This window comes from Streptomyces sp. W1SF4, assembly GCF_003950035.1.
In the GTDB taxonomy this organism is placed as follows: domain Bacteria; phylum Actinomycetota; class Actinomycetes; order Streptomycetales; family Streptomycetaceae; genus Streptomyces; species Streptomyces racemochromogenes.
On record NZ_CP034350.1, the window covers coordinates 2759954 to 2780987 of the forward strand.

A 21034-nucleotide genomic window follows, 5' to 3' on the forward strand; every position below is an offset into this window, starting at 1 on the left:
GGCGGTTAGCGCTCGTTAACCTGAACCCAAACGCGTTAACGGTCATTAACAAAGCGTGCACGAGCAAGGGAGCTCGACCGATGCAGCAGGCACCAGTGCTGACGAGCGCCGCGGACCCGGCGTCCGAGGCCTGGCGGACCAATGAGGCCGCCCACCGCGAACTGGCCGAAGGCCTGCGCGCCCGGCTCGACGCGGCCCGCCTCGGCGGCGGCGAGAAGGCCCGCGCCCGCCACACCGCGCGCGGGAAGCTGCTCCCCCGCGACCGGGTGGACACCCTCCTCGACCCCGGTTCGCCGTTCCTGGAGCTGGCCCCGCTGGCCGCCGAGGGCATGTACGGGGGCGCGGCCCCCGCCGCCGGGGTGATCGCGGGCATCGGCCGGGTCAGCGGGCGCGAGTGCGTGATCGTCGCGAACGACGCCACCGTCAAGGGCGGCACGTACTACCCGATGACCGTGAAGAAGCACCTGCGCGCCCAGGAGGTGGCCCTGGAGAACCGTCTCCCCTGCCTCTACCTGGTCGACTCCGGCGGCGCCTTCCTCCCCATGCAGGACGAGGTCTTCCCCGACCGGGAGCACTTCGGCCGGATCTTCTACAACCAGGCCCGCATGTCCGGGGCCGGCATCCCGCAGATCGCCGCCGTCCTCGGCTCCTGCACGGCCGGCGGGGCGTACGTGCCGGCGATGAGCGACGAGGCCGTCATCGTCCGCAACCAGGGCACGATCTTCCTCGGCGGCCCGCCGCTGGTGAAGGCCGCCACCGGGGAGGTGGTCACGGCCGAGGAGCTCGGCGGCGGCGAGGTCCACTCGCGCGTCTCCGGCGTCACGGACCACCTCGCGCAGGACGACGCGCACGCGCTGCGGATCGTACGGAACATCGTGGCGACCCTGCCCGCGCGCGGGGCCCTGCCCTGGTCGGTCGAGGCTCCCGAGGAGCCCAAGGTGGACCCGTACGGCCTGTACGGCGCCGTCCCCGTCGACTCCCGCACCCCCTACGACGCCCGCGAGATCATCGCCCGCGTCGTGGACGGCTCCCGCTTCCAGGAGTTCAAGTCGGAGTTCGGGCAGACCCTGGTCACCGGCTTCGCCCGGATCCACGGCCACCCGGTCGGGATCATCGCCAACAACGGCATCCTGTTCGCCGAGTCCGCCCAGAAGGGCGCCCACTTCATCGAGCTGTGCGACCAGCGCGGCATCCCGCTGCTCTTCCTCCAGAACATCTCCGGCTTCATGGTCGGCCGCGACTACGAGGCGGGCGGCATCGCCAAGCACGGCGCGAAGATGGTCACCGCGGTGGCCTGCGCCCGGGTCCCGAAGCTGACCGTGGTCGTCGGCGGCAGCTACGGCGCGGGCAACTACTCGATGTGCGGCCGGGCGTACTCGCCGCGCTTCCTGTGGATGTGGCCCAACGCCAAGATCTCGGTGATGGGCGGCGAGCAGGCCGCCTCGGTGCTGGCCACCGTCAAGCGCGACCAGATCGAGGGCGCCGGCCAGGAGTGGCCCGCCGAGGACGAGGAGGCCTTCAAGGCCCCGGTCCGCGCCCAGTACGAGGAGCAGGGCAACGCCTACTACGCCACCGCGCGGCTGTGGGACGACGGGGTCATCGACCCGCTGGAGACCCGGCAGGTGCTGGGACTGGCCCTGACCGCGTGCGCGAACGCCCCCCTGGGCGACTCCGGCTTCGGCATCTTCCGTATGTGACGTGAGTGACGTGAGGACCCCTTCGATGTTCAGCACTGTTCTGGTCGCCAACCGCGGCGAGATCGCGGTACGCGTCATCCGCACCCTGCGGCAGCTCGGCATCCGCTCCGTCGCCGTCTTCAGCGACGCCGACGCCGACGCGCGCCACGTACGGGAGGCCGACACGGCCGTCCGGATCGGCCCGGCGGCCGCCGCCGAGAGCTACCTGTCGGTGGAGCGGCTCCTCGACGCCGCGAAGCGCACCGGCGCCGAGGCCGTCCACCCCGGCTACGGCTTCCTCGCCGAGAACGCGGCCTTCGCGGCGGCCTGCACGGAGGCCGGGCTGGCCTTCATCGGGCCGCCCGCCTCCGCCATCTCCCTGATGGGCGACAAGATCACGGCGAAGGAGACGGTCCGCGCGGCCGGCGTCCCGGTGGTCCCGGGCTCCTCCGGCAGCGGCCTGACGGACGCCGAACTGGCCGCGGCAGCCTCGGAGATCGGCATGCCGGTGCTGCTCAAGCCCTCGGCGGGCGGCGGCGGCAAGGGCATGCGGCTGGTGCGGGACGAGGCGGTGCTCGCCGAGGAGATCGCGGCCGCCCGCCGCGAGGCGAAGTCCTCCTTCGGCGACGACACCCTGCTCGTGGAGCGGTGGATCGACCGGCCCCGGCACATCGAGATCCAGGTGCTGGCCGACGCGCACGGGAACGTGGTGCACCTGGGCGAGCGCGAGTGCTCCCTCCAGCGGCGCCACCAGAAGGTCATCGAGGAGGCCCCCTCGGTGCTGCTGGACGAGAAGACCCGCGCGGCGATGGGCGCGGCGGCCGTGGAGGCGGCGCGCTCCTGCGGGTACGTCGGCGCGGGCACGGTGGAGTTCATCGTCCCGGGCGGGGACCCGTCCTCGTACTACTTCATGGAGATGAACACCCGCCTCCAGGTGGAGCACCCGGTGACCGAGCTGGTCACCGGCCTGGACCTGGTGGAGCAGCAGCTGCGGGTCGCCTCGGGCGAGCCCCTGCCCGTCACCCAGGACGGGATCCGGCTGACCGGGCACGCGATCGAGGCCCGCGTCTGCGCGGAGGACCCGGCGCGCGGGTTCCTGCCGTCCGGCGGCACGGTGCTGGCGCTGTCGGAGCCGGACGGCGGCACGGTGCGCACCGACTCGGGGCTGACGGCGGGCGTCCCGGTGGGCTCGACGTACGACCCGATGCTGTCGAAGGTCATCGCGTACGGGCCCGACCGCGCGGCGGCCCTCCGTGTCCTGCGGGGTGCGCTGGCGGACACGGTGATCCTGGGTGTCCAGACCAACGCCGGCTTCCTGCGTCGTCTGCTCGCGCACCCGGACGTGGTGTCCGGCGACATGGACACGGGCCTGGTGGAGCGGGACCTGAGCAGGCTCCTGCCCGACGGCGTCCCGCCGGAGGTGTACGCGGCGGCCGCACTGCTGGCCTCTGTCCCCCACCCCGCCCCTTCCCGAAACCGGGCCCTGCCCGGACCCGCGCCTCAGGCGCCGGCGGGGCTGGACGGGGGCGCTGCCGGCCCCGGCGGCCAGACCGGCGGCTCCGCCGCGTGGGTGGACCCCTTCGGGGTGCCCAGCGGCTGGCGCCTGGGCGGCACGCCCGCCTGGACCGTCCACCACTTCCGCCTCCCCGGCGAGGAGCCGGTGGCCGTCCGCTCCCGCCCGGCAACTTCAGCCTCGCCGGCGTTTGAGGCGCGGGGTCTGGGGCAGAGCCCCAGCACCACCGGCCCGCAGGTGGAACTCCTCCTCCCGACGGCCTCCGACGGCGGAGCCGCACCAAACTCAGCCCCGCCAGCGATTGAGGCGCGGGGCCTGGGGCAGAGCCCCAGCGGCCCGGCCCGGGCCCGGATCGTGGACCGCACCGCCGACACCCTCACCCTCGAACTCGACGGCGTCACCTACCGCTTCAGCCACGCCACCTCCCCGGACGGGGTCTGGCTCGGCCGCGACGGCGACAGCTGGCACGTCCAGCACCACGACCCCGTCACCGCCTCCCTCAGCGGCAGCGGCAGGGCGGGCGCCGACACCCTCGCGGCCCCCATGCCCGGCACCGTCACCGTCGTCAAGGTGGCCGTCGGCGACCAGGTCACGGCCGGGCAGAGCCTGCTGGTCGTCGAGGCGATGAAGATGGAGCACGTCATCTCCGCCCCGCACGCCGGCACCGTCACCGAACTCGACGTCACCCCGGGCACCACCGTGGCCATGGACCAGGTCCTGGCCGTGGTGACCCCGGACGACGGGGAGGAGGCCTCGTGAACGGGCTGCCCATGACCGTCCCGGCCCCCGCCGGGCTCCCGCCCCGCGTCCGCATCCACGAGGTCGGCGCGCGCGACGGGCTGCAGAACGAGAAGACGGCCGTACCGACCGCCGTGAAGGCCGAGTTCGTCCACCGGCTCGCCGCGGCCGGCCTGACCACCATCGAGGCCACCAGCTTCGTCCACCCCAAGTGGGTCCCCCAACTCGCGGACGCCGAGCAGCTCTTCCCGCTCCTCTCCGACGTGGACGCGGCGCTCCCGGTCCTGGTCCCCAACGAGCGCGGCCTGGACCGGGCGCTGGCCCTGGGGGCGACCCGCATCGCCGTGTTCGGTTCGGCCACGGAGACCTTCGCCGCCCGCAACCTGAACCGGACGGTCGCCGAGTCCCTCGCCATGTTCGAGCCCGTCGTGGCCCGTGCCAAGGCCGGGGAGGCGCACGTGCGGGGCTACCTCTCGATGTGCTTCGGGGACCCCTGGGAGGGGGCCGTCCCGGTCCACCAGGTGGTCCGCGTCGCGAAGGCCCTGCTGGACCTGGGCTGCGACGAGCTGAGCCTCGGCGACACCATCGGCGTCGCCACGCCCGGCCACGTGCAGGCCCTGCTGTCCGAGCTGAACGCCGCGGGGGTGGGGACCGACCGGATCGGCGTGCACTTCCACGACACCTACGGCCAGGCGCTCTCCAACACCCTCGCCGCGCTCCAGCACGGCGTGACCACGGTCGACGCGTCCGCCGGCGGCCTCGGCGGCTGCCCGTACGCGAAGAGCGCCACCGGCAACCTCGCCACCGAGGACCTGGTGTGGATGCTCGACGGCCTCGGCATCGAGACCGGGGTCGACCTGGCCGCCCTCACCGCCACGAGCGTGTGGATGGCCGAACAGCTGGGGCGCCCCAGCCCCTCCCGTACCGTCCGCGCCCTCTCCCACAAGGAGTAGTCACACCATGTCCCTCGACCACCGGCTCACCCCCGAGCACGAGGAACTCCGCCGCACCGTCGAGGCGTTCGCGCACGACGTGGTCGCACCGAAGATCGGCGACCTGTACGAGCGGCACGAGTTCCCCTACGAGATCGTCCGCGAGATGGGCCGCATGGGCCTGTTCGGCCTGCCGTTCCCGGAGGAGTACGGCGGCATGGGCGGCGACTACCTCGCCCTCGGCATCGCCCTGGAGGAGCTGGCCCGCGTCGACTCCTCGGTCGCGATCACCCTGGAGGCGGGCGTCTCCCTGGGTGCCATGCCGCTGTACCTGTTCGGCACGGAGGAGCAGAAGCGGCAGTGGCTGCCGAAGCTGTGCTCGGGCGAGGTGCTCGGCGCGTTCGGCCTGACCGAGCCCGGTGCGGGCAGTGACGCGGGCGGCACCCGCACCACGGCCGTGCGCGACGGTGACGAGTGGGTGATCAACGGGTCGAAGTGCTTCATCACCAACTCCGGTACGGACATCACGGGCCTGGTCACGGTCACGGCCGTGACGGGCCGCAAGGCCGACGGCCGCCCGGAGATCTCCTCGATCATCGTCCCGTCCGGCACCCCGGGCTTCACGGTGGCCGCTCCGTACTCCAAGGTCGGCTGGAACTCCTCCGACACCCGCGAGCTGTCCTTCGACGACGTGCGGGTGCCGCTCGCCAACCTGGTGGGCCAGGAGGGTCGCGGCTACGCCCAGTTCCTGCGGATCCTCGACGAGGGCCGGATCGCCATCGCGGCCCTGGCGACGGGCCTCGCGCAGGGCTGCGTTGACGAGTCGGTGAAGTACGCGAAGGAGCGGCAGGCCTTCGGCAAGCCGATCGGTGACAACCAGGCCATCCAGTTCAAGCTGGCCGACATGGAGACGCGCGCCCACATGGCCCGCATCGGCTGGCGCGACGCGGCCTCCCGGCTGGTGCACGGGGAGCCGTTCAAGAAGGAGGCGGCCATCGCGAAGCTGTACTCCTCGACGGTCGCCGTCGACAACGCCCGGGACGCCACGCAGATCCACGGCGGCTACGGCTTCATGAACGAGTACCCGGTGGCCCGCATGTGGCGCGACTCCAAGATCCTGGAGATCGGCGAGGGCACGAGCGAGGTGCAGCGCATGCTGATCGCCCGCGAACTGGGCTTCGCCGGCTGACCCAACACCCGCGCCGCGCGCGGGGAACGACGAGGGGACCCGAAAATAATTAGGGTCCCCTTACCGTTTTCGGCCAAGGTTAGGCTAACCTTCCCACCGAACGGCCTCGGGTCCCCCGGCCGCCCTGCACGCACGAAAGCGGAATTCCCCATGCCCAAGCCCAGCTCCACGTTCCTCTCCCGCCGCGGTCTCGTCGCCGCCGGCGGCGCCCTCGGCCTCGTCGCGGCTCTCACCGCGTGCGGCGGCAACGACAAGGCGAAGGACGCTGAGGGCGGCAAGGGCGGCACGGCCGCCGCTTCGGGCGCGTGGAGCTTCAAGGACGACCTGGACAAGACGGCCAGCGCCAAGTCCACGCCGAAGAACATCGTGGCCTACACCGGCACCGCCGCCGCGCTGTACGACTACGGCGTGCAGGTCAAGGGCGTCTTCGGCCCGACCAAGCTGGCCGACGGCAAGGCCGACCCGATGGCCGGCTCGATGGACATCTCCAAGGTCGAGATCCTCGGCAACGTCTACGACGAGTTCAACGTCGAGAAGTACGCGGCCCTCAAGCCCGAGCTGCTCGCCACCAACACCTGGGACGGCACGTACTGGTACGTCCCCGAGGCCTCCAAGGACAAGATCCTGAAGCTGGCCCCGGCCGCCGCGATCGGCGTGGGCGACAAGGTCTCCATGGACAAGGCCCTGGAACGCACCGCGGACCTCGCCAAGTCCCTGGGCGCCGACCTGAACTCGAAGAAGGCCGCCGACGCCAAGGCCCGCTTCGACGCCGCCTCCGCCAAGGTCCGCGAGGCCGTCAAGGCCAACCCGGGCGTCAAGGTGCTCGTCGGCTCCGGCGCCGACCAGCTCTTCTACGTCTCCACCCCGAAGACCTCGGCCGACCTGAAGTACTTCGAGTCCCTGGGCGTCGAGTTCGTCTCCCCCGAGCAGGACAAGCTGGACCCGCAGGGCTTCTACGAGAGCCTGAGCTGGGAGAACGCCGGCAAGTACAAGGCCGACGTCGTCCTCCTCGACAACCGCACCCAGGCCCTGCAGCCCGAGGCCCTGAAGGCCAAGCCGACCTGGAACGAGCTGCCCGCCGTCAAGGCCGGCCAGGTCGCCCCGCGCGTGACCGAGCCGATCTACTCGTACGAGAAGTGCGCGCAGATCCTCGAGGACCTCGCCAAGACCATCCAGAACGCCAAGAAGGTCTCCTGACCCTCTCGCGCCGGTCCTGAGGGCCGGGCCGCGGGCCACCGCCCGCGGCCCGGCCTCCGGCACTGACCGCCCGGCACCACACCCGCCGCCGGCGCCCATTCGAATCCCAGGGGGGACTCGCGCATGACCGCCACCGCATCCGAGGCCGAACAGGCCGTGGCGCACTTCCGCTTCTTCACGATGGAGGTGCTGCGCACGCGCCGCCTCGGCCACTCGTTCCTGCGCGTCACCTTCGGCGGTGAGTCCCTGGCGGACTTCAGGTCCGGCGGGTACGACCAGAGCCTCTCGCTCTTCCTGCCGCCGGCGCACGCCGAGCACACCGAGCTGCCGTCCACCGACGAGGACACCTGGTTCGGCGCCTGGCGCGCGATGCCGGACGAGGACCGCCCCGTGATGCGCTCGTACACGGTGCGCGAGCAGCGGCGTACGGACGCGGGGGTGGACGAGGTCGACATCGACTTCGTCCTGCACGGGGACGCCTCACCGGCCTCCCGCTGGGCGGGCCGGGCCGTCACCGGCCGCCGGATCATGGCGATCGGGCCGGCGGTCGCGGAGAACAAGTCCGTGCGCTTCCAGCCCCCGGCCGCCACCGACGCCTTCCTGATGTACGCGGACGAGACGGCCCTGCCCGCCGCCGCCGCGATCCTGGAGCGGCTCCCGGCCGGCGTGAAGGCCAGGGCCTGGTTCGAGGTCCCGCACGCGGACGACCGGCTGGCCCTGCGCACCGACGCCGACGCCGACATCACCTGGATCGTGCGCGCGAAGGGCGCGTCCGGCCCCGACCGGGCGGGCCGCGTGGTGGAGGAGATCCGCGCGGCGGAACTGCCCGCCGCCGAGGCCCCGTACGCCTGGCTGGCGGGCGAGGCCGGCACGATCCGCGCGGTACGCCGCCACCTGGTGCAGGAACGTTCCATCAACCGGCGCGCGGTGCGCTTCACCGGCTACTGGCGGCTCGGCGCCAGCGAGGAGCAGCTGCTCGCCGAGGCGTACGCGGGCCAGGCCCCGAGCGAGGACCCGGCGTCCGAGCTCTAGCCCCAACGCCCTTGCGGCACACGGAACTTCATGCGGGAGGCCCCGGCATTCGCCGGGGCCTCCCGCATTTGTGATCGAATTAAGGTTAGGCTAACCTAACTCTCGCACCCCACGCCTTGCCCGTCCCCCCGCTCACCCCTGCCCGGAGGAAAGTTGATGCGCCAGCATCTGCTGAACGAGACGACCGCGGACCTCTACCGGCGCTCCGTCACCGAGGGCGTCGACCGCGTCGCCGCCAAACTCGCCACGACCGAGCGGCCCCACACCGGCATATCCGTCGACGAACTCGCCCCGGTCATCAACGGGATCGACCTCGACCAGCCGCTCGGCGACGCCGCCGCCGCCCTCGACGAGCTGGAGGACGTCTACCTCCGCGACGCCGTCTACTTCCACCACCCGCGCTACCTGGGCCACCTCAACTGCCCGGTCGTCATCCCCGCGGTGGTCGGCGAGTCGGTCCTCTCCGCCGTCAACTCCTCCCTCGACACCTGGGACCAGTCCATCGGCGGCACGCTCATCGAGCGCCGCCTGATCGAGTGGACCGCCCGCCGCATCGGCCTCGGCGAGGGCGCGGACGGCATCTTCACCTCCGGCGGCAGCCAGTCGAACTTCCACGCCCTGCTCCTGGCCCGCGACGAGGCCTGCCGGACCGTGATGAAGCGGGCGCTCGACGAGGGCACCGAGCTCACCAAGGCCGAACTGCTGCCGAGACTGCGCATCTTCACCTCCGAGGCCAGCCACTTCAGCGTCCAGAAGTCCGCCGCCATGCTGGGCCTCGGCTACGAGGCCGTCATCTGCGTGCCCGTCGACCGCAACCGCCGCATGGACACCTCCGTCCTGGCCCTTGAGCTGGAGAGCTGCGCCGCCGAGGGCCTCTTCCCGATGGCCGTCGTCGCCACCGCCGGCACCACCGACTTCGGGTCCATCGACCCGCTCCCCGAGATCGCCCGCCTGGCCGGCGAGCACTCCGCGTGGATGCACGTGGACGCCGCCTACGGCTGCGGACTGCTGGTCTCCCCCACCCGCCGGCACCTCCTCGACGGCATCGAGAAGGCCGACTCGGTCACCGTCGACTACCACAAGTCGTTCTTCCAGCCCGTGAGCTCCAGCGCGATGCTGGTCCGCGACCGCGACACCCTCAAGCACGCCACGTACCACGCGGACTACCTCAACCCGCGCCGGATGGCCGAGGAGCGGATCCCCAACCAGGTCGACAAGTCCATCCAGACCACGCGCCGCTTCGACGCCCTCAAGCTCTGGATGACCCTGCGGATCATGGGCGCCGACGGCGTCGGCTCCCTCTTCGACCAGGTCGTCGACCTCGCCGCCGCCGGCTACGACGTCATCGCGGCCGACCCGCGTTTCGAGGTCGTCGTCGAGCCGCAGATCTCCACGCTCGTCTTCCGCTACCTGCCCGCCGGCGAGACGCGCGGCGACCTCGTCGACGAGGCCCAGCTGCACGCCCGCAAGGCCCTGTTCGCCTCCGGCGAGGCCGTCGTCGCCGGCACCAAGGTGGACGGGAAGCAGTACCTGAAGTTCACCCTCCTCAACCCGCAGACCACGACGGCCGACATCGCGGCCGTCCTCGACCTCCTCGCCGCACACGCCGAGCAGTTCCTGGGAGAATCCCTTGCCGTCCACCGCTAAGCCCCACGACTTCATCGGCATCGGCCTGGGTCCCTTCAACCTGGGACTGGCCTGCCTGACCGCGCCGATCGACGAGCTCGACGGGCTGTTCATCGAGTCGAAGCCGCACTTCGAGTGGCACGCCGGGATGTTCCTGGACGGCGCGCACCTGCAGACGCCGTTCATGTCGGACCTGGTCACCCTCGCCGACCCGACCTCGCCCTTCTCCTTCCTGAACTACCTGAAGGACAAGGACCGGCTGTACTCCTTCTACATCCGCGAGAACTTCTACCCGCTGCGCGCCGAGTACAACGACTACTGCCGCTGGGCCGCCGACCGGCTCGACAACGTCCAGTACTCCACCTCCGTCACCGAGGTGACGTACGACGAGGCCGCCGGCGTGTACGAGGTCCACACGGACCGCGGCGAGACCCACCGGGCCCGCCGCCTGGTCCTGGGCACCGGCACCCCGCCGCACGTCCCGGCGTCCTGCGCGGGCCTCGGCGGGGACTTCCTGCACAACTCCTCGTACATGCAGCACAAGGAGACCCTCCAGAAGAAGAAGTCGATCACCCTGATCGGCTCGGGCCAGAGCGCGGCCGAGATCTACTACGACCTCCTCGCCGAGATCGACGTACACGGCTACCAGCTCAACTGGGTGACCCGCTCCCCGCGCTTCTTCCCGCTGGAGTACACCAAGCTCACGCTGGAGATGACCTCCCCGGAGTACGTGGACTACTTCCACGCCCTCCCCGAGGAGACCCGCTACCGGCTGGAGGGGCAGCAGAAGAACCTCTTCAAGGGCATCGACGGCGACCTCATCAACGCCATCTTCGACCTGCTCTACCAGAAGAAGATCACCATGCCGGGCACGGTCCCCACGACCCTGCTCACCAACAGCTCCCTGAACAGCACGGCGTACGACACCACCACGGGCACGTACACGCTCGGCCTGCGCCAGGAGGAGCAGGAGCGGGACTTCACCCTGACCACCGAAGGCCTGGTCCTGGCCACGGGCTACAAGTACGTGGCACCGGAGTTCCTCACCCCGATCCACGACCGGCTGAACTTCGACGGCCACGGCCGCCTCGACGCCGGCCGCAACTACGCCGTCGACGTCACCGGCCGCGGGGTGTACCTCCAGAACGGCACCACCCACAACCACTCCCTCACCTCGCCCGACCTGGGCATGGCCGCGTACCGCAACGCGTACATCGTCGGTGAGCTGCTCGGCCGCGAGTACTACAAGGTCGAGAAGTCCATCGCGTTCCAGCAGTTCGCGGCCCCGGAAGGCATGCACGCATGAGCACCACCCCTGAAATCCTCTTCGCCCGCACCGACGCGGCCCTCGGGACCTTCGCCATCCGCCCCCTGGACCCCTTCGCGGACGCGGAACTCCTGCACGGCTGGGTGACGCACCCGAAGGCCGCGTTCTGGATGATGCAGGAAGCCTCCCTCACCGAGGTCGAGCGCGAGTACGCGCGCATCACCGCGCACGAGGACCACCACGCCTTCATCGGCCTCCACGAGGGCCGCCCGGCCTTCCTGATGGAGAGCTACGACCCCTCGAAGCTGGAGCTGGTCGGCCTGTACGACGCGCGGCCCGGCGACATCGGCATGCACTTCCTGGTGGCCCCCTCGGACACCCCCATATCCGGCTTCACCCGCGCGGTGATCACCACGGTCATGGCCTCCCTCTTCGCCGACCCGGCGGCGGAGCGCGTGGTCGTCGAGCCGGACGTCCGCAACAAGGCGGTCCACGCCCTGAACGAGGCGGTCGGCTTCGTCCCCGAGCGCGAGGTCCAGAAGCCCGAGAAGACCGCCCTGCTCAGCTTCTGCACCCGCGCCCGGTTCGAGGCGGCCACCGCCCTCACGACGGGAGTCCCGGCATGAGCCTCGCCGACGCCGTCTCCCACCTCTCCCCCGAGCTGTGGGCCCGCGCCAACCGCGCCCTGGTCCGCAAGGCCCTCGCGGAGTTCTCCCACGAGCGCCTGCTGACGCCCGAGCCGCTGGGCGGGGACCTCTACTCGGTCCGCAGCGACGACGGCTCGGTCGAGTACCGCTTCCGCTCGGCCCTGCACGCCCTGGACCACTGGGCGGTGGACGAGGAATCCATCACCCGCCACGGCAACGGCACCGAGCTCCCGCTCGACGCCCTGGACTTCCACATCGAGCTCCGGCAGACCCTGGGCCTGAGCGCGGAGGTCCTGCCGGTCTACCTGGAGGAGATCTCCTCCACCCTGGCCGGCACGGGCTACAAATACACCAAGCCCCAGCTCAGCTCGTCCACCCTCGCGAAGTCCACGTTCCAGGACATCGAGACGGGCATGACGGAGGGCCACCCCTGCTTCGTCGCCAACAACGGCCGGCTGGGCTTCGGCGTGCACGAGTACCTCTCGTACGCCCCGGAGACGGCGAGCCCGGTCCACCTGGTGTGGGTCGCCGCCCGCAAGGACGTCTCCACCTTCACGGCGGGCGCGGGCCTGGACCACGACACCTTCATGCGCGAGGAGCTGGGCGAGGACGCCCTCACCCTGTTCGCCGCGAAGATGACCTCCCTGGGCCTGGACCTGGCGGACTACCACCTGCTGCCGATCCACCCCTGGCAGTGGTGGAACAAGACCACGGTCACCTTCGCGGCCGAGATCGCCAACCGCCGCCTGGTGCTGCTGGGCGAGGGCTCCGACGCCTACCTCGCGCAGCAGTCGATCCGCACCTTCTTCAACACCACCACCCCGACGAAGCACTACGTCAAGACGGCCATCTCGGTCCTCAACATGGGCTTCATGCGCGGCCTGTCCGCCGCCTACATGGAGGCCACCCCGGCCATCAACGACTGGCTGCACCAGCTGATCGAGTCCGACGAGGTCCTGCGGTCGGTCGACTTCTCGATCATCCGCGAGCGGGCGGCGATCGGCTACCACCACCGCCAGTACGAGCGCGCGACGGACCGCTACTCGCCGTACCGCAAGATGCTGGCCGCCCTGTGGCGCGAGTCGCCGGTGAACTCCCTGCGCGAGGGCGAGCGCCTGGCCACCATGGCCTCGCTCCTCCACGTGGACGCGGACGGCAGGTCCTTCGTGGGCGCCCTCATCGAGGAATCGGGCCTCACTCCCGCCGAATGGCTGAAGCCGTACCTCCGCGCCTACCTCCTCCCCCTCCTCCACTGCTTCTACCAGTACGACCTCGCGTACATGCCGCACGGCGAGAACACCATCCTGGTCATCAAGGACGGCGTCGTACAGCGGGCGATCTTCAAGGACATCGCCGAGGAGATCGTCGTCATGGACCCGGACGCGGTCCTCCCGCCGGCGGTGGAACGCGTCCGCGCGGACATCCCGGAGGACATGAAGCTCCTGTCGATCTTCACGGACGTCTTCGACTGCTTCTTCCGCTTCCTGAACTCCATCCTGGTCGCGGAAGGCATCTGCGACGAGTCCACCTTCTGGCAGGCGGTGGCGGACTGCGCCCACGACTACCAGGCCTCGACCCCCGCCCTGGCGGACCGCTTCGCGCAGTACGACCTCTTCACTCCCGAGTTCCAGCTGTCCTGCCTGAACCGCCTCCAGCTGCGCAACAACAAGCAGATGGTCGACCTCGCCGACCCGGCGGCGGCCCTCCAGCTGATCGGCACCCTCAAGAACCCCGTCGCGCCCTTCGCGCGGCGGTGACCGGTGGGGGGGCGGGCGCGGCGTCGATACGGTCCCTCGAAGCCGCACCCGCCCTCCGCCCCGACGCCGGGGCCGCGAAGCCCTGACTGGCCCTCTTCGCGGCCCCGGCGTCGTGCCGTCCCTCAGCGGTAGCGGACGACCCGGACCCCGGACTCCCGGAACCCGTCGAGGCTCTTGAGCTCCTCCGCCGAACCGTCCACGAGCCCCACGAAGCCGCCCTCGGAACGCAGGCCGGTGAGCAGCAGACCGGTGGACTCCCGCCCCCGCCCGTCCAGCCGGCGCACCCACACCAGGGCGCGGCCCCCGGGCGGCAGGGCCGCGAGCGCCTGGACGGAGGCGGTGACCGTCGGGAACTCGGACACCTGCATGACGGGCCCCAGCTGCGCCATCGTCGAGGCGAACCAGTCGGCCTTCCCCGGCTCGGGCGTGGGCCCGGCCGCCTCGCCCCGGTCCCAGCGGGCGAAGAACCCCCACGGGTCGGAGTTGGGCAGCAGGAACGGCGCCCCCGGCCCCTTCGGCACCACCAGCGCGGCGTCGAGCATCGAGTGCCGCCAGTCGCCCGTCCGCAGCGCGGCGGTGGTCTGGCAGGCGAACAGCCACCCCCGGGCCGTCTCGTCGGCCGGATCCGGCGCCACGAGCTCGACGGGCACCTCGTACGTCTCCCCCAGCCACGCCTCGGCCTTCGCCCGCGCCGCCCCGAAGTCCTCGGCGGACTGCGGCGCCCCCGGCCGGAACCGCGCGAACACCAGCTCCAGCACGCTCTCGGTGTCGAGCCGGGCGAGCCCGCCCGTCATGCCGTCGAGGAACACCACCGTGCCGCTGTGGTTGTGCGCGTACAGCAGGTGCCCGCTGACCTCGGTACCGCCGATCGCCCGGCGCACCCACATCACGCCCTGGGTGTCCGGCCCGGTCTCCTCGACCCGCCGGATCACCTCGTCCCAGCTCCCGCACCGCAGCTGCTCGGCGGTCGGGAAGTACCGCTTGAGCAGCAGCTCCCACCACCCGGGCGCCTCGTGCGAGGGCTGCCAGGGCAGCGGGCTCGACGGAGCCCCGGCGATGGCCGCGGCCACGGTGACGACACACCCGCGCGAGTTCAGCCGCCGGGCCTCCACTTCAGGATCGCGCTTGGCAGGAGCACGTGTATACGCCGCGACGTCCCCCCAAGGGTCATCAGAGGAAGGGTGGAAAGGCCGACCCGGCGTCTTGGGCACGACGACCGACGCTGCCAGCATCGGCGTCCGCGGGTATCCCGGCTGCTCGACCGTCCTGCAGGCAAACAGCCACGTGCCCGCGTCCTCGGCCACCGGCTCGATCCCCACCAGCTCGACGAGCCCGCGATAGGTGTCCAGGAGCCACTGGAGCGCCTGCTGCCACGGCTCGGCCTCGACGGTCCTTCCCTTGGCCGCCGTCTCCCAGCCTCCGTGGCGCACGAAGGCGAGGTAGTCGGCGACCGGCATGTGACTCGGCGGGAAGTGAACCTCCGCTCCGTCCTTGGGTACGATCACCACCTTCGTCAGGGGCCCCGCCCACCGGTTCCCCGAGTCGATGCTTTCCTGCGCATCGATCCTGATGATCCAGGCCAGCTCGTGCTCTTCGCTGAGCTCCGGCTGCATGACGAGCGTCCACGGCCCATCGGAGTACGCGCGCTCGGCATAGGGCCTGGCCGCCTCGACGGCCTCGTTCAACGTGAGCATCTCTGAATCCTGACGTAGCTATTTGTAGGGGACATGGGCGATCTCGCTGATATTCGCGGTCTCCAGCTTGGCCAGGGTTCCGGTTTGCCCGTCCAGGAAGACGACGCCGTGCGGAGTGTTCACGGCGTTGAAGACGTGCCCCATGCCTCCGTGACGGGAGATGGCGACCACACTGCGTGAGCCCTCACCCCGCTTCTCCAAGTCCTTGATGATGTCGTCGTAGCTCTGGACGACTTTCGTCGCACTCGGCTCCACCCCGAGCTCCTTGAACGGTATGTCACCCCCGGTCACCCTCGGCGCCGCCGAAACCTCCACACCGTCCAGCCGCCTGTCGACCGTCACCACGTTGTGCGTGCAGTTGTACTGATAGCCCGGCTGTTGCTTGTGGTTCAGATCCCTCATCCACGGGAACTCCTCGTCGAGGAACTTCTGAGCGTCCTCGATGTCGACCGAGTCCGCATGGATCGCATCGCGCTTCGTCACCCCCTTCGCGGGCCGCGCCAGGTGCGACCACTTCGACGGGTTCGCCGCCGCCTCCGCCGCCGCCTCCGCGACCCGCGCGCCCGTCTTGGCGCCGCCCATCCCCTTCGTGCCCAGCAGCTCCGGTACCAGGCGGCCGAGGCCCTCGCTGGGGTCGTCCTTGAGGGGGTCGAGGAGGGCGCTCGGGATGCGTTCCGGGTGGGCGGCCGTGGAGACGAGGCCCGCCAGGGTCATGTTGACGTGCTGGGAGTACTCGGCCGGGTGGGTGAGGTTGTACGGGTCGTACGGGTTCAGGCCGCGGGCGAAGTCGACGGTGGCCGCCGTGCCCTTGAGCACGCCGCCGACGAAGTGGTTCAGCTCCAGCGCCTGGCCGGCCTCGTGGTCGACGAAGCTGCCCCAGGCGCGCTCGGACGCCGACGGCATGGCCGGGGCCTTCTCCGTAGCCGCCTCCACGGCCCGCTGGGCCGTTCGGGCGGCCTCGTCGCGCTGGCGGCGGGCCTCCGTGAGGATCTCCTGCGCGCGCCCCCGCGCCGCCTCGCCCGGGTCGGCGCCCGGTGCGGGGCAGGGGCCCGGGTCTCGGCCGGCCTTGGCCGCGGCCTCGTACGCGTCGGCCCTGGCCCGGTAGGCGTCGGCCGCCTCCTTCGTGGCCTTCACGCCCTGCCGGTAGAGGTCGACGGCCTGGGCGGCCTGCTTCTGGGCCCATTCCACGGTGTCCGCGTAGTGCTTGAGGGCATTGGCGCCGTCCTGGCAGGCGTCCGACGCGTGGAACCAGTCCGTGGGGTGCATCGCGAACTTCTCGCGGAACGCCTCGGCGGCCGCGCCCTTCCAGTTGCCGGTTTCCAGGGCCTTCATGCCCTGGCCGACCTTGTCGAAGGCGGAGTGGAAGTCGGCGAGGTGGGCGGCCGCCTCGCGGATCGCCGTCGGCTTGCCGTGGACGAGTTCGTCGGCCTGCTCGGTCTGGCCGAGCTGCTGTTCGCCCACGGAGGCGCCGAGGTTCGAGGCGACGCCGTCGCCCCAGTCGTCGACCTTGTCCGCCCAGCCGTGCGCGCCCACCTGGTCCAGGACGTCGCCGACGCCGTGGGCGGCGCCGCTCACGCCCTCGCCGACCGCCTTCTTGGTGGCGTCCCAGCCGTCCTCCAGCTTCTCCAGCCCCCGGTCGACCAGACCTCCCCAGTCCGGCATCAGTGCTCACCGCCCTTGCCGCCCTTGCCGGCCTCCGGTGCGGGCCCGACCCAGCCCTCCACGGCCCTGTCCATGTCGTCCCGCAGACCGGTGGCGTCCAGCAACTGGTTGTGGAGGAGGGTGTCGGAGCTGTTCACGTCCCGTACCGCGCCCTTCCAGGCCTCCGTGCTGTTCCGGTCGGCCCGCTGGAAGGACTCCGCGCTGTAGTCCGCGTCCCTGACCTGCGTGTACGGGTTGTCGGCGAGGACCTCGCCCCAGTCCTTCCCCGTGATGTCGCCCTCGGAGGCGTACGGGTTGCCCAGGGCCGAGTTGACCAGCACCTTGAAGCCGCCCTGGATGTACTGGTCCTGTTCGTGCACCAGGCCGGCCGACAGGCCCACGTTGGCGGCGAAGTCGTTGCCCTGCTGGACCAGGGAACGCACGCCCCACTCCCAGCGCTCGCAGAACGCGTTGAAGGAGGAGGTCAGGCCGTCGTGGCCGGTCTCCAGCCCGGACAGCGACAGGTCCGAGAAGCCCCGGCCCATGCTGGCCGTGCCCACCATCCCGAGCTCCTTCAGCTCGGCCAGCGTCTTCGTGATCCCGTCGGCGATCTGACCGAGTGCCTGCTTCGACACGTCCAGGTCGGAACCCTCCCCGCTCACGCCGCCACCTCCCCGTCCAGCGCCGCCGCACCCGGCACGATCCCGCGCACCGGCGGGAACACCGCGCCGTCGGGACCGGCGGCGTCCAGAGCCACCCCGCAGGGGAAGTCCAACTCCGGGATCACCTCGTCCAGCAGCCGGGCACCGGCCACCCGCCGGAACGCCCACTCAGACCCGGCTTCGCCCCGCGCCTCGGCGAACCGGGCAAACGTTTCCTCTCCCGAGAAGGCGCAGATCCAGTCCAGCCCGCCGAGCCGAGCGGTCCACAACCCGCCCAGCGTGTCCAGCGGTACCAGCACCAGCTGCCTCCGGAACGCGGCCAGCCGCGCCCCGGCCGCCTCCCGCGCCTCACCGAGCGGATCCGCCACTGCCGCGACCCGGCCCGGCGTCACACCGGGCCCTGCGGTCAGCCGCGCGGCCGCGGCCGCCCGCAGCTGAGCCCACTCCTCGTCAAATCCCATCCGAAAATGCCCCCTTGGCTCCCGCCGACCGACCCCCGCCTCCGCAGATCGTGGCACGGACCGGCGACAGCCACGCCGTCGGCGGCTACTCCCAGGGCACCTCCGGTGCCCGGTAGTACGCCGTCCCCTGCGCGGCCAGGCGGGGGCCCTGGGCCGCCAGGCGGTCGCGGTAGGCGGGCCAGGAGAGGGCCGCCGCCGGGGACCAGCCGAGTTCCGCGAGGCCCAGGAGGCGGGGGAAGGCCATCAGTTCCCAGTCGGCGCGGCCGGCGATGGTCTCCGTCCAGAGGGGGGCTTCCACGCCGAGGACCGCGGATTCGGGGACGTCGGGGAGGTGGGTGCCCGGGTTCCAGGAGTAGGAGCGCTGCACCGGGACGTAGCCGGCCCAGGCCAGGCCCGGCTTCGTCTCCTTGTCGTACTTCATGTCCAGGTAGGCGCGGTCCGCCGGCGAGAGGATCAGGGGGTGGCCCGCGCGGGCGGCCGCCGCCACCGCCGACTTCTCCGCCGCCGCTGTCTTGTCGGTGCCCCAGTACTGGAGGACCGCGCCCGGCGCCGGGCGGGCGTTCGCGAGCTGGTGCCAGGCCACCACCGTCTTGCCGTGCCTCGCCACCACCGCCTGGGCGCGGTCCATGAAGGCCGCGTAGTCCGCCGCCGGGGTGGAGTGGGCCTCGTCGCCGCCGATGTGGAGGTAGCGGCCGGGGGTGAGGGCGGCCAGTTCGCCGAGGACGTCGTCGATGAACTCGTACGTGCGCTCCTTGCCGACACAGAGGGAGCTGAAGCCGACCTTGACCCCGGTGTAGCGCTCGGGGGCCCTGCCGTCGCAGTTCAGCTCCGCGTAGGAGGCGAGGGCGGCGTTGACGTGGCCGGGCATGTCGATCTCCGGGACCACGTCGACGTAGCGGCGGGCCGCGTAGGCGACCAGGTCCCGGTACTCGTCCTTGGTCCAGTGGCCGCCGGGCCCGCCGCCGACCTCGCTCGCGCCGCCGTACGCCGCCAGGCGCGGCCAGGAGTCGACGGCGATGCGCCAGCCCTGGTCGTCGGTGAGGTGCACGTGCAGGGTGTTGATCTTGTACTGGGCCACCTGGTCGACGTACCGCTTGACCTGTTCGACGGGGAAGTGGTGGCGCGCGACGTCGACCATGGCCCCGCGGTACGCGAAGCGGGGGGTGTCCGTGACCTCGCCCCCCGGGACCTCGCCCGCGCCCCGCACCGGCAGCAGCTGCCGCAGCGTCTGCCCGCCGCGGAAGAGGCCCGCCGGGGCGTGCGCGGTCACGGTGACCCCGGAGGCGGTGGTCCGCAGCCGGTAGCCCTCCGCGCCCAGCTCCCGGGCCCCGGGGTCCAGCCGCAGCCGGATCCCGTCCCCGTCCCCCTCCTCCCCGCCGGCCACCGGCAGCGGCAGTCCGCTCGGCCCGCGCAGCTGCTCCGCGAGGAGTTCGCCGACCCGCCGGACCTCCTCCCCCGAGCCCGGCCCGGTACGGATCACCGTGCCCGGGCCGAAGGCGTACCCGGCACCGCCCGAGGCCCGCGCGGAGACCGGCGCCGGCAGGAGCCGTTCGTAGGGGGTGAGGACGGCGGAGGCGTGCGGGTGCCCGGCGTCGTCGCCGTGGGCCGCCGTGCAGGAGACGGCGGCGGCCAGGGCGAGGAGGGCGGCGAGCGTGCGGCGCGGGGCTCTCATCCGCCCAGGTATAGGCCAAACGGCCCGCCCTCGGGCGGCACTTGGCGGTGGGAGAATCATCGGATGGCGGAAATCATCCAGAAGGACGGTACGTGGACCTTCGACGGGGACGCGGTGCGCATCGTGCCGGGCCGCGACAAGGGGGTGGGGCTGCTGCGGCAGCACCTGGGCGAGGTGGTCGTGCCGCTGCGCGCGATAGGGGGGATCAGTTACGAGCCGGGGCGCAAGGCGGGCCGGCTGCGGCTGCGGCTGCGGGACGGGGCGGACCCGCTGGTGCAGGTGACGGGCGGGCGGCTGCCGGAGGCCTCGGACCCGTACCGGCTGTCGGTGGAGTCGGACCGCAGCGGCGTCGCGGAGTACTTCGTGGACGAGGTACGGAACGCCCTGCTGCTGGACGAGGTGGATCCGGGGCCGTGCGACGCGTACCTGATGCCGGGGCCGCCGTTGCCGCTGTCGTTCGGGGCGGGCGACGCCACGGTCTCCTTCGACGGCGACCGGGTGGTGCTGGACTGGAACTGGACCACCGAGGAGGCCAAGCGCTCGGGCGGCCCGTGCGAGTTCCGGGTCGCGGACGTGCGGGCGGTGGACTGGTCCCCTTCGAAGGGCCTGGACCACGGATGGCTGCGGTTCACCCTGGAGGGGGCGACGAAGGCCCCCGCACCCAAGTACGACCGCTGCGCGGTGGAGCTCTTCGGCTTCAAGAAGGACCCGCTGATGGCGCTGGTCGCGGCGGCCGTGGCGGTGCGGATGCCCCATCCGGCGGCTCCCGCGCCCGAGCCGGCGCGGCCCCTGCCCCTCGCGGACGCGGCCCCGGCGCTGGCGGGCGAGCCCGCGGACCACGACACCCTGCTGCGGCGGCTGCGCGAGGTGGGCGAGCTGCACCAGTCGGGGATCCTCACCGCAGATGAGTTCTCGGCGGCGAAGGCGGCGATTTTGGGTCGTTTCTGACCACGGAGTACCGGAATCTCCTATTCCCTGGTCCAGACCAGCGAGATCCTGCCCGATATCGGGCAGGATCTTTGCGTTTCACTCCTTGGACAGTCAATATCTACTGGTGCTCGACCGCCGCCCGTCGCATGACGACCTCGTCGACCACCTGGTGCGCAGCACCGCGCTGCAGCGCGGGGAAGCCGCCCGGGTGGTGCTGGACGTGCTCGCCTACTTCAACGAGACGACGGAGGAGTTCGTCCGCCGCCGCCACCGCGAGCTGCAGTCGGGCGGCGCGGTCAACGCCGAGATCTTCGAGCGGATCGCGGCCGAACTGCCGCACCGCGCCGTGGCGCCACCGGAGCTCTCGCTCCGGCAGCTGCGCCGCATCGTCTACGGCTGA

At 71.7% G+C, this 21034-nt stretch carries 17 protein-coding genes; 12 read left to right on the forward strand and 5 right to left on the reverse strand.

Features of this window, described 5'->3' with window-relative positions; all coding sequences use genetic code 11:
- Positions 1-80 precede the first annotated feature (80 nt).
- The 10 genes from D1J60_RS12805 (at position 81) to D1J60_RS12850 (ending at position 13574) form a co-directional block, all read left to right on the forward strand.
- Positions 81-1697, forward strand: coding sequence for a carboxyl transferase domain-containing protein (locus tag D1J60_RS12805; protein WP_125594125.1), 1617 nt, complete (start codon positions 81-83; stop codon positions 1695-1697).
- A 25-nt stretch (positions 1698-1722) separates the two neighbouring features.
- Positions 1723-3948: an acetyl-CoA carboxylase biotin carboxylase subunit gene (locus D1J60_RS12810; protein ID WP_125821187.1), complete on the forward strand. Its 2226-nt coding sequence runs from the start codon at positions 1723-1725 to the stop codon at positions 3946-3948.
- An 11-nt stretch (positions 3949-3959) separates the two neighbouring features.
- Entirely contained in the window at positions 3960-4880 is a 921-nt protein-coding gene (locus D1J60_RS12815) for a hydroxymethylglutaryl-CoA lyase (protein ID WP_125594170.1), read from the forward strand.
- Positions 4881-4887: 7 nt separating this feature from the next.
- Positions 4888-6048 carry an acyl-CoA dehydrogenase family protein gene (locus tag D1J60_RS12820; protein WP_125594127.1) on the forward strand — a complete coding sequence of 387 codons (1161 nt, stop codon included), beginning with the start codon at positions 4888-4890 and terminating at the stop codon, positions 6046-6048.
- Between the two features lie 150 nt (positions 6049-6198).
- On the forward strand, positions 6199-7245 hold the full coding sequence (locus D1J60_RS12825) for an ABC transporter substrate-binding protein (protein WP_125594128.1): 1047 nt from the start codon (positions 6199-6201) through the stop codon (positions 7243-7245).
- Between the two features lie 123 nt (positions 7246-7368).
- Positions 7369-8277, forward strand: coding sequence for a siderophore-interacting protein (locus D1J60_RS12830; RefSeq protein WP_125594129.1), 909 nt, complete (start codon positions 7369-7371; stop codon positions 8275-8277).
- A gap of 156 nt (positions 8278-8433) precedes the next feature.
- The gene (locus D1J60_RS12835; RefSeq protein ID WP_125821188.1) at positions 8434-9924 is read left to right on the forward strand and encodes an aspartate aminotransferase family protein; all 1491 of its coding nucleotides are present in this window, start codon (positions 8434-8436) and stop codon (positions 9922-9924) included.
- Positions 9908-11209, forward strand: a complete 1302-nt coding sequence (locus D1J60_RS12840; RefSeq protein WP_125821189.1) for a SidA/IucD/PvdA family monooxygenase — start codon at positions 9908-9910, stop codon at positions 11207-11209. The genes D1J60_RS12835 and D1J60_RS12840 overlap by 17 nt, the downstream gene beginning before the upstream one ends.
- A complete protein-coding gene (locus tag D1J60_RS12845; RefSeq protein ID WP_125821190.1) occupies positions 11206-11796 on the forward strand; it encodes a GNAT family N-acetyltransferase in 591 nt (196 codons plus the stop codon). Before D1J60_RS12840 ends, D1J60_RS12845 begins: the two co-directional genes overlap by 4 nt.
- Positions 11793-13574: an IucA/IucC family siderophore biosynthesis protein gene (locus D1J60_RS12850; RefSeq protein WP_125821191.1), complete on the forward strand. Its 1782-nt coding sequence runs from the start codon at positions 11793-11795 to the stop codon at positions 13572-13574. Before D1J60_RS12845 ends, D1J60_RS12850 begins: the two co-directional genes overlap by 4 nt.
- 122 nt (positions 13575-13696) lie before the next feature.
- Here D1J60_RS12850 and D1J60_RS12855 read toward each other — a convergent pair whose 3' ends face one another.
- The 5 genes from D1J60_RS12855 to D1J60_RS12875 all read right to left on the reverse strand — a co-directional run bounded on the left by D1J60_RS12855 (position 13697) and on the right by D1J60_RS12875 (position 19704).
- Positions 13697-15268 carry a YrhB domain-containing protein gene (locus D1J60_RS12855; protein WP_125821192.1) on the reverse strand — a complete coding sequence of 524 codons (1572 nt, stop codon included), beginning with the start codon at positions 15266-15268 and terminating at the stop codon, positions 13697-13699.
- Between the two features lie 18 nt (positions 15269-15286).
- Positions 15287-16930, reverse strand: a complete 1644-nt coding sequence (locus tag D1J60_RS12860; RefSeq protein ID WP_125821193.1) for a putative T7SS-secreted protein — start codon at positions 16928-16930, stop codon at positions 15287-15289.
- Positions 16930-17571: a hypothetical protein gene (locus D1J60_RS12865; RefSeq protein WP_125821194.1), complete on the reverse strand. Its 642-nt coding sequence runs from the start codon at positions 17569-17571 to the stop codon at positions 16930-16932. The genes D1J60_RS12860 and D1J60_RS12865 overlap by 1 nt, the downstream gene beginning before the upstream one ends.
- On the reverse strand, positions 17568-18032 hold the full coding sequence (locus D1J60_RS12870; protein WP_241253240.1) for an SseB family protein: 465 nt from the start codon (positions 18030-18032) through the stop codon (positions 17568-17570). The genes D1J60_RS12865 and D1J60_RS12870 overlap by 4 nt, the downstream gene beginning before the upstream one ends.
- A gap of 85 nt (positions 18033-18117) precedes the next feature.
- Positions 18118-19704 carry a beta-N-acetylhexosaminidase gene (locus D1J60_RS12875; protein WP_125821195.1) on the reverse strand — a complete coding sequence of 529 codons (1587 nt, stop codon included), beginning with the start codon at positions 19702-19704 and terminating at the stop codon, positions 18118-18120.
- Between the two features lie 63 nt (positions 19705-19767).
- Here D1J60_RS12875 and D1J60_RS12880 point away from each other — a divergent pair, with 63 nt between their 5' ends.
- Together D1J60_RS12880 and D1J60_RS12885 are read left to right on the forward strand one after the other, a co-directional pair.
- A complete protein-coding gene (locus D1J60_RS12880) occupies positions 19768-20652 on the forward strand; it encodes a DUF4429 domain-containing protein (RefSeq protein WP_125821196.1) in 885 nt (294 codons plus the stop codon).
- 106 nt (positions 20653-20758) lie between these two features.
- The gene (locus D1J60_RS12885; RefSeq protein ID WP_007264192.1) at positions 20759-21034 is read left to right on the forward strand and encodes a hypothetical protein; all 276 of its coding nucleotides are present in this window, start codon (positions 20759-20761) and stop codon (positions 21032-21034) included.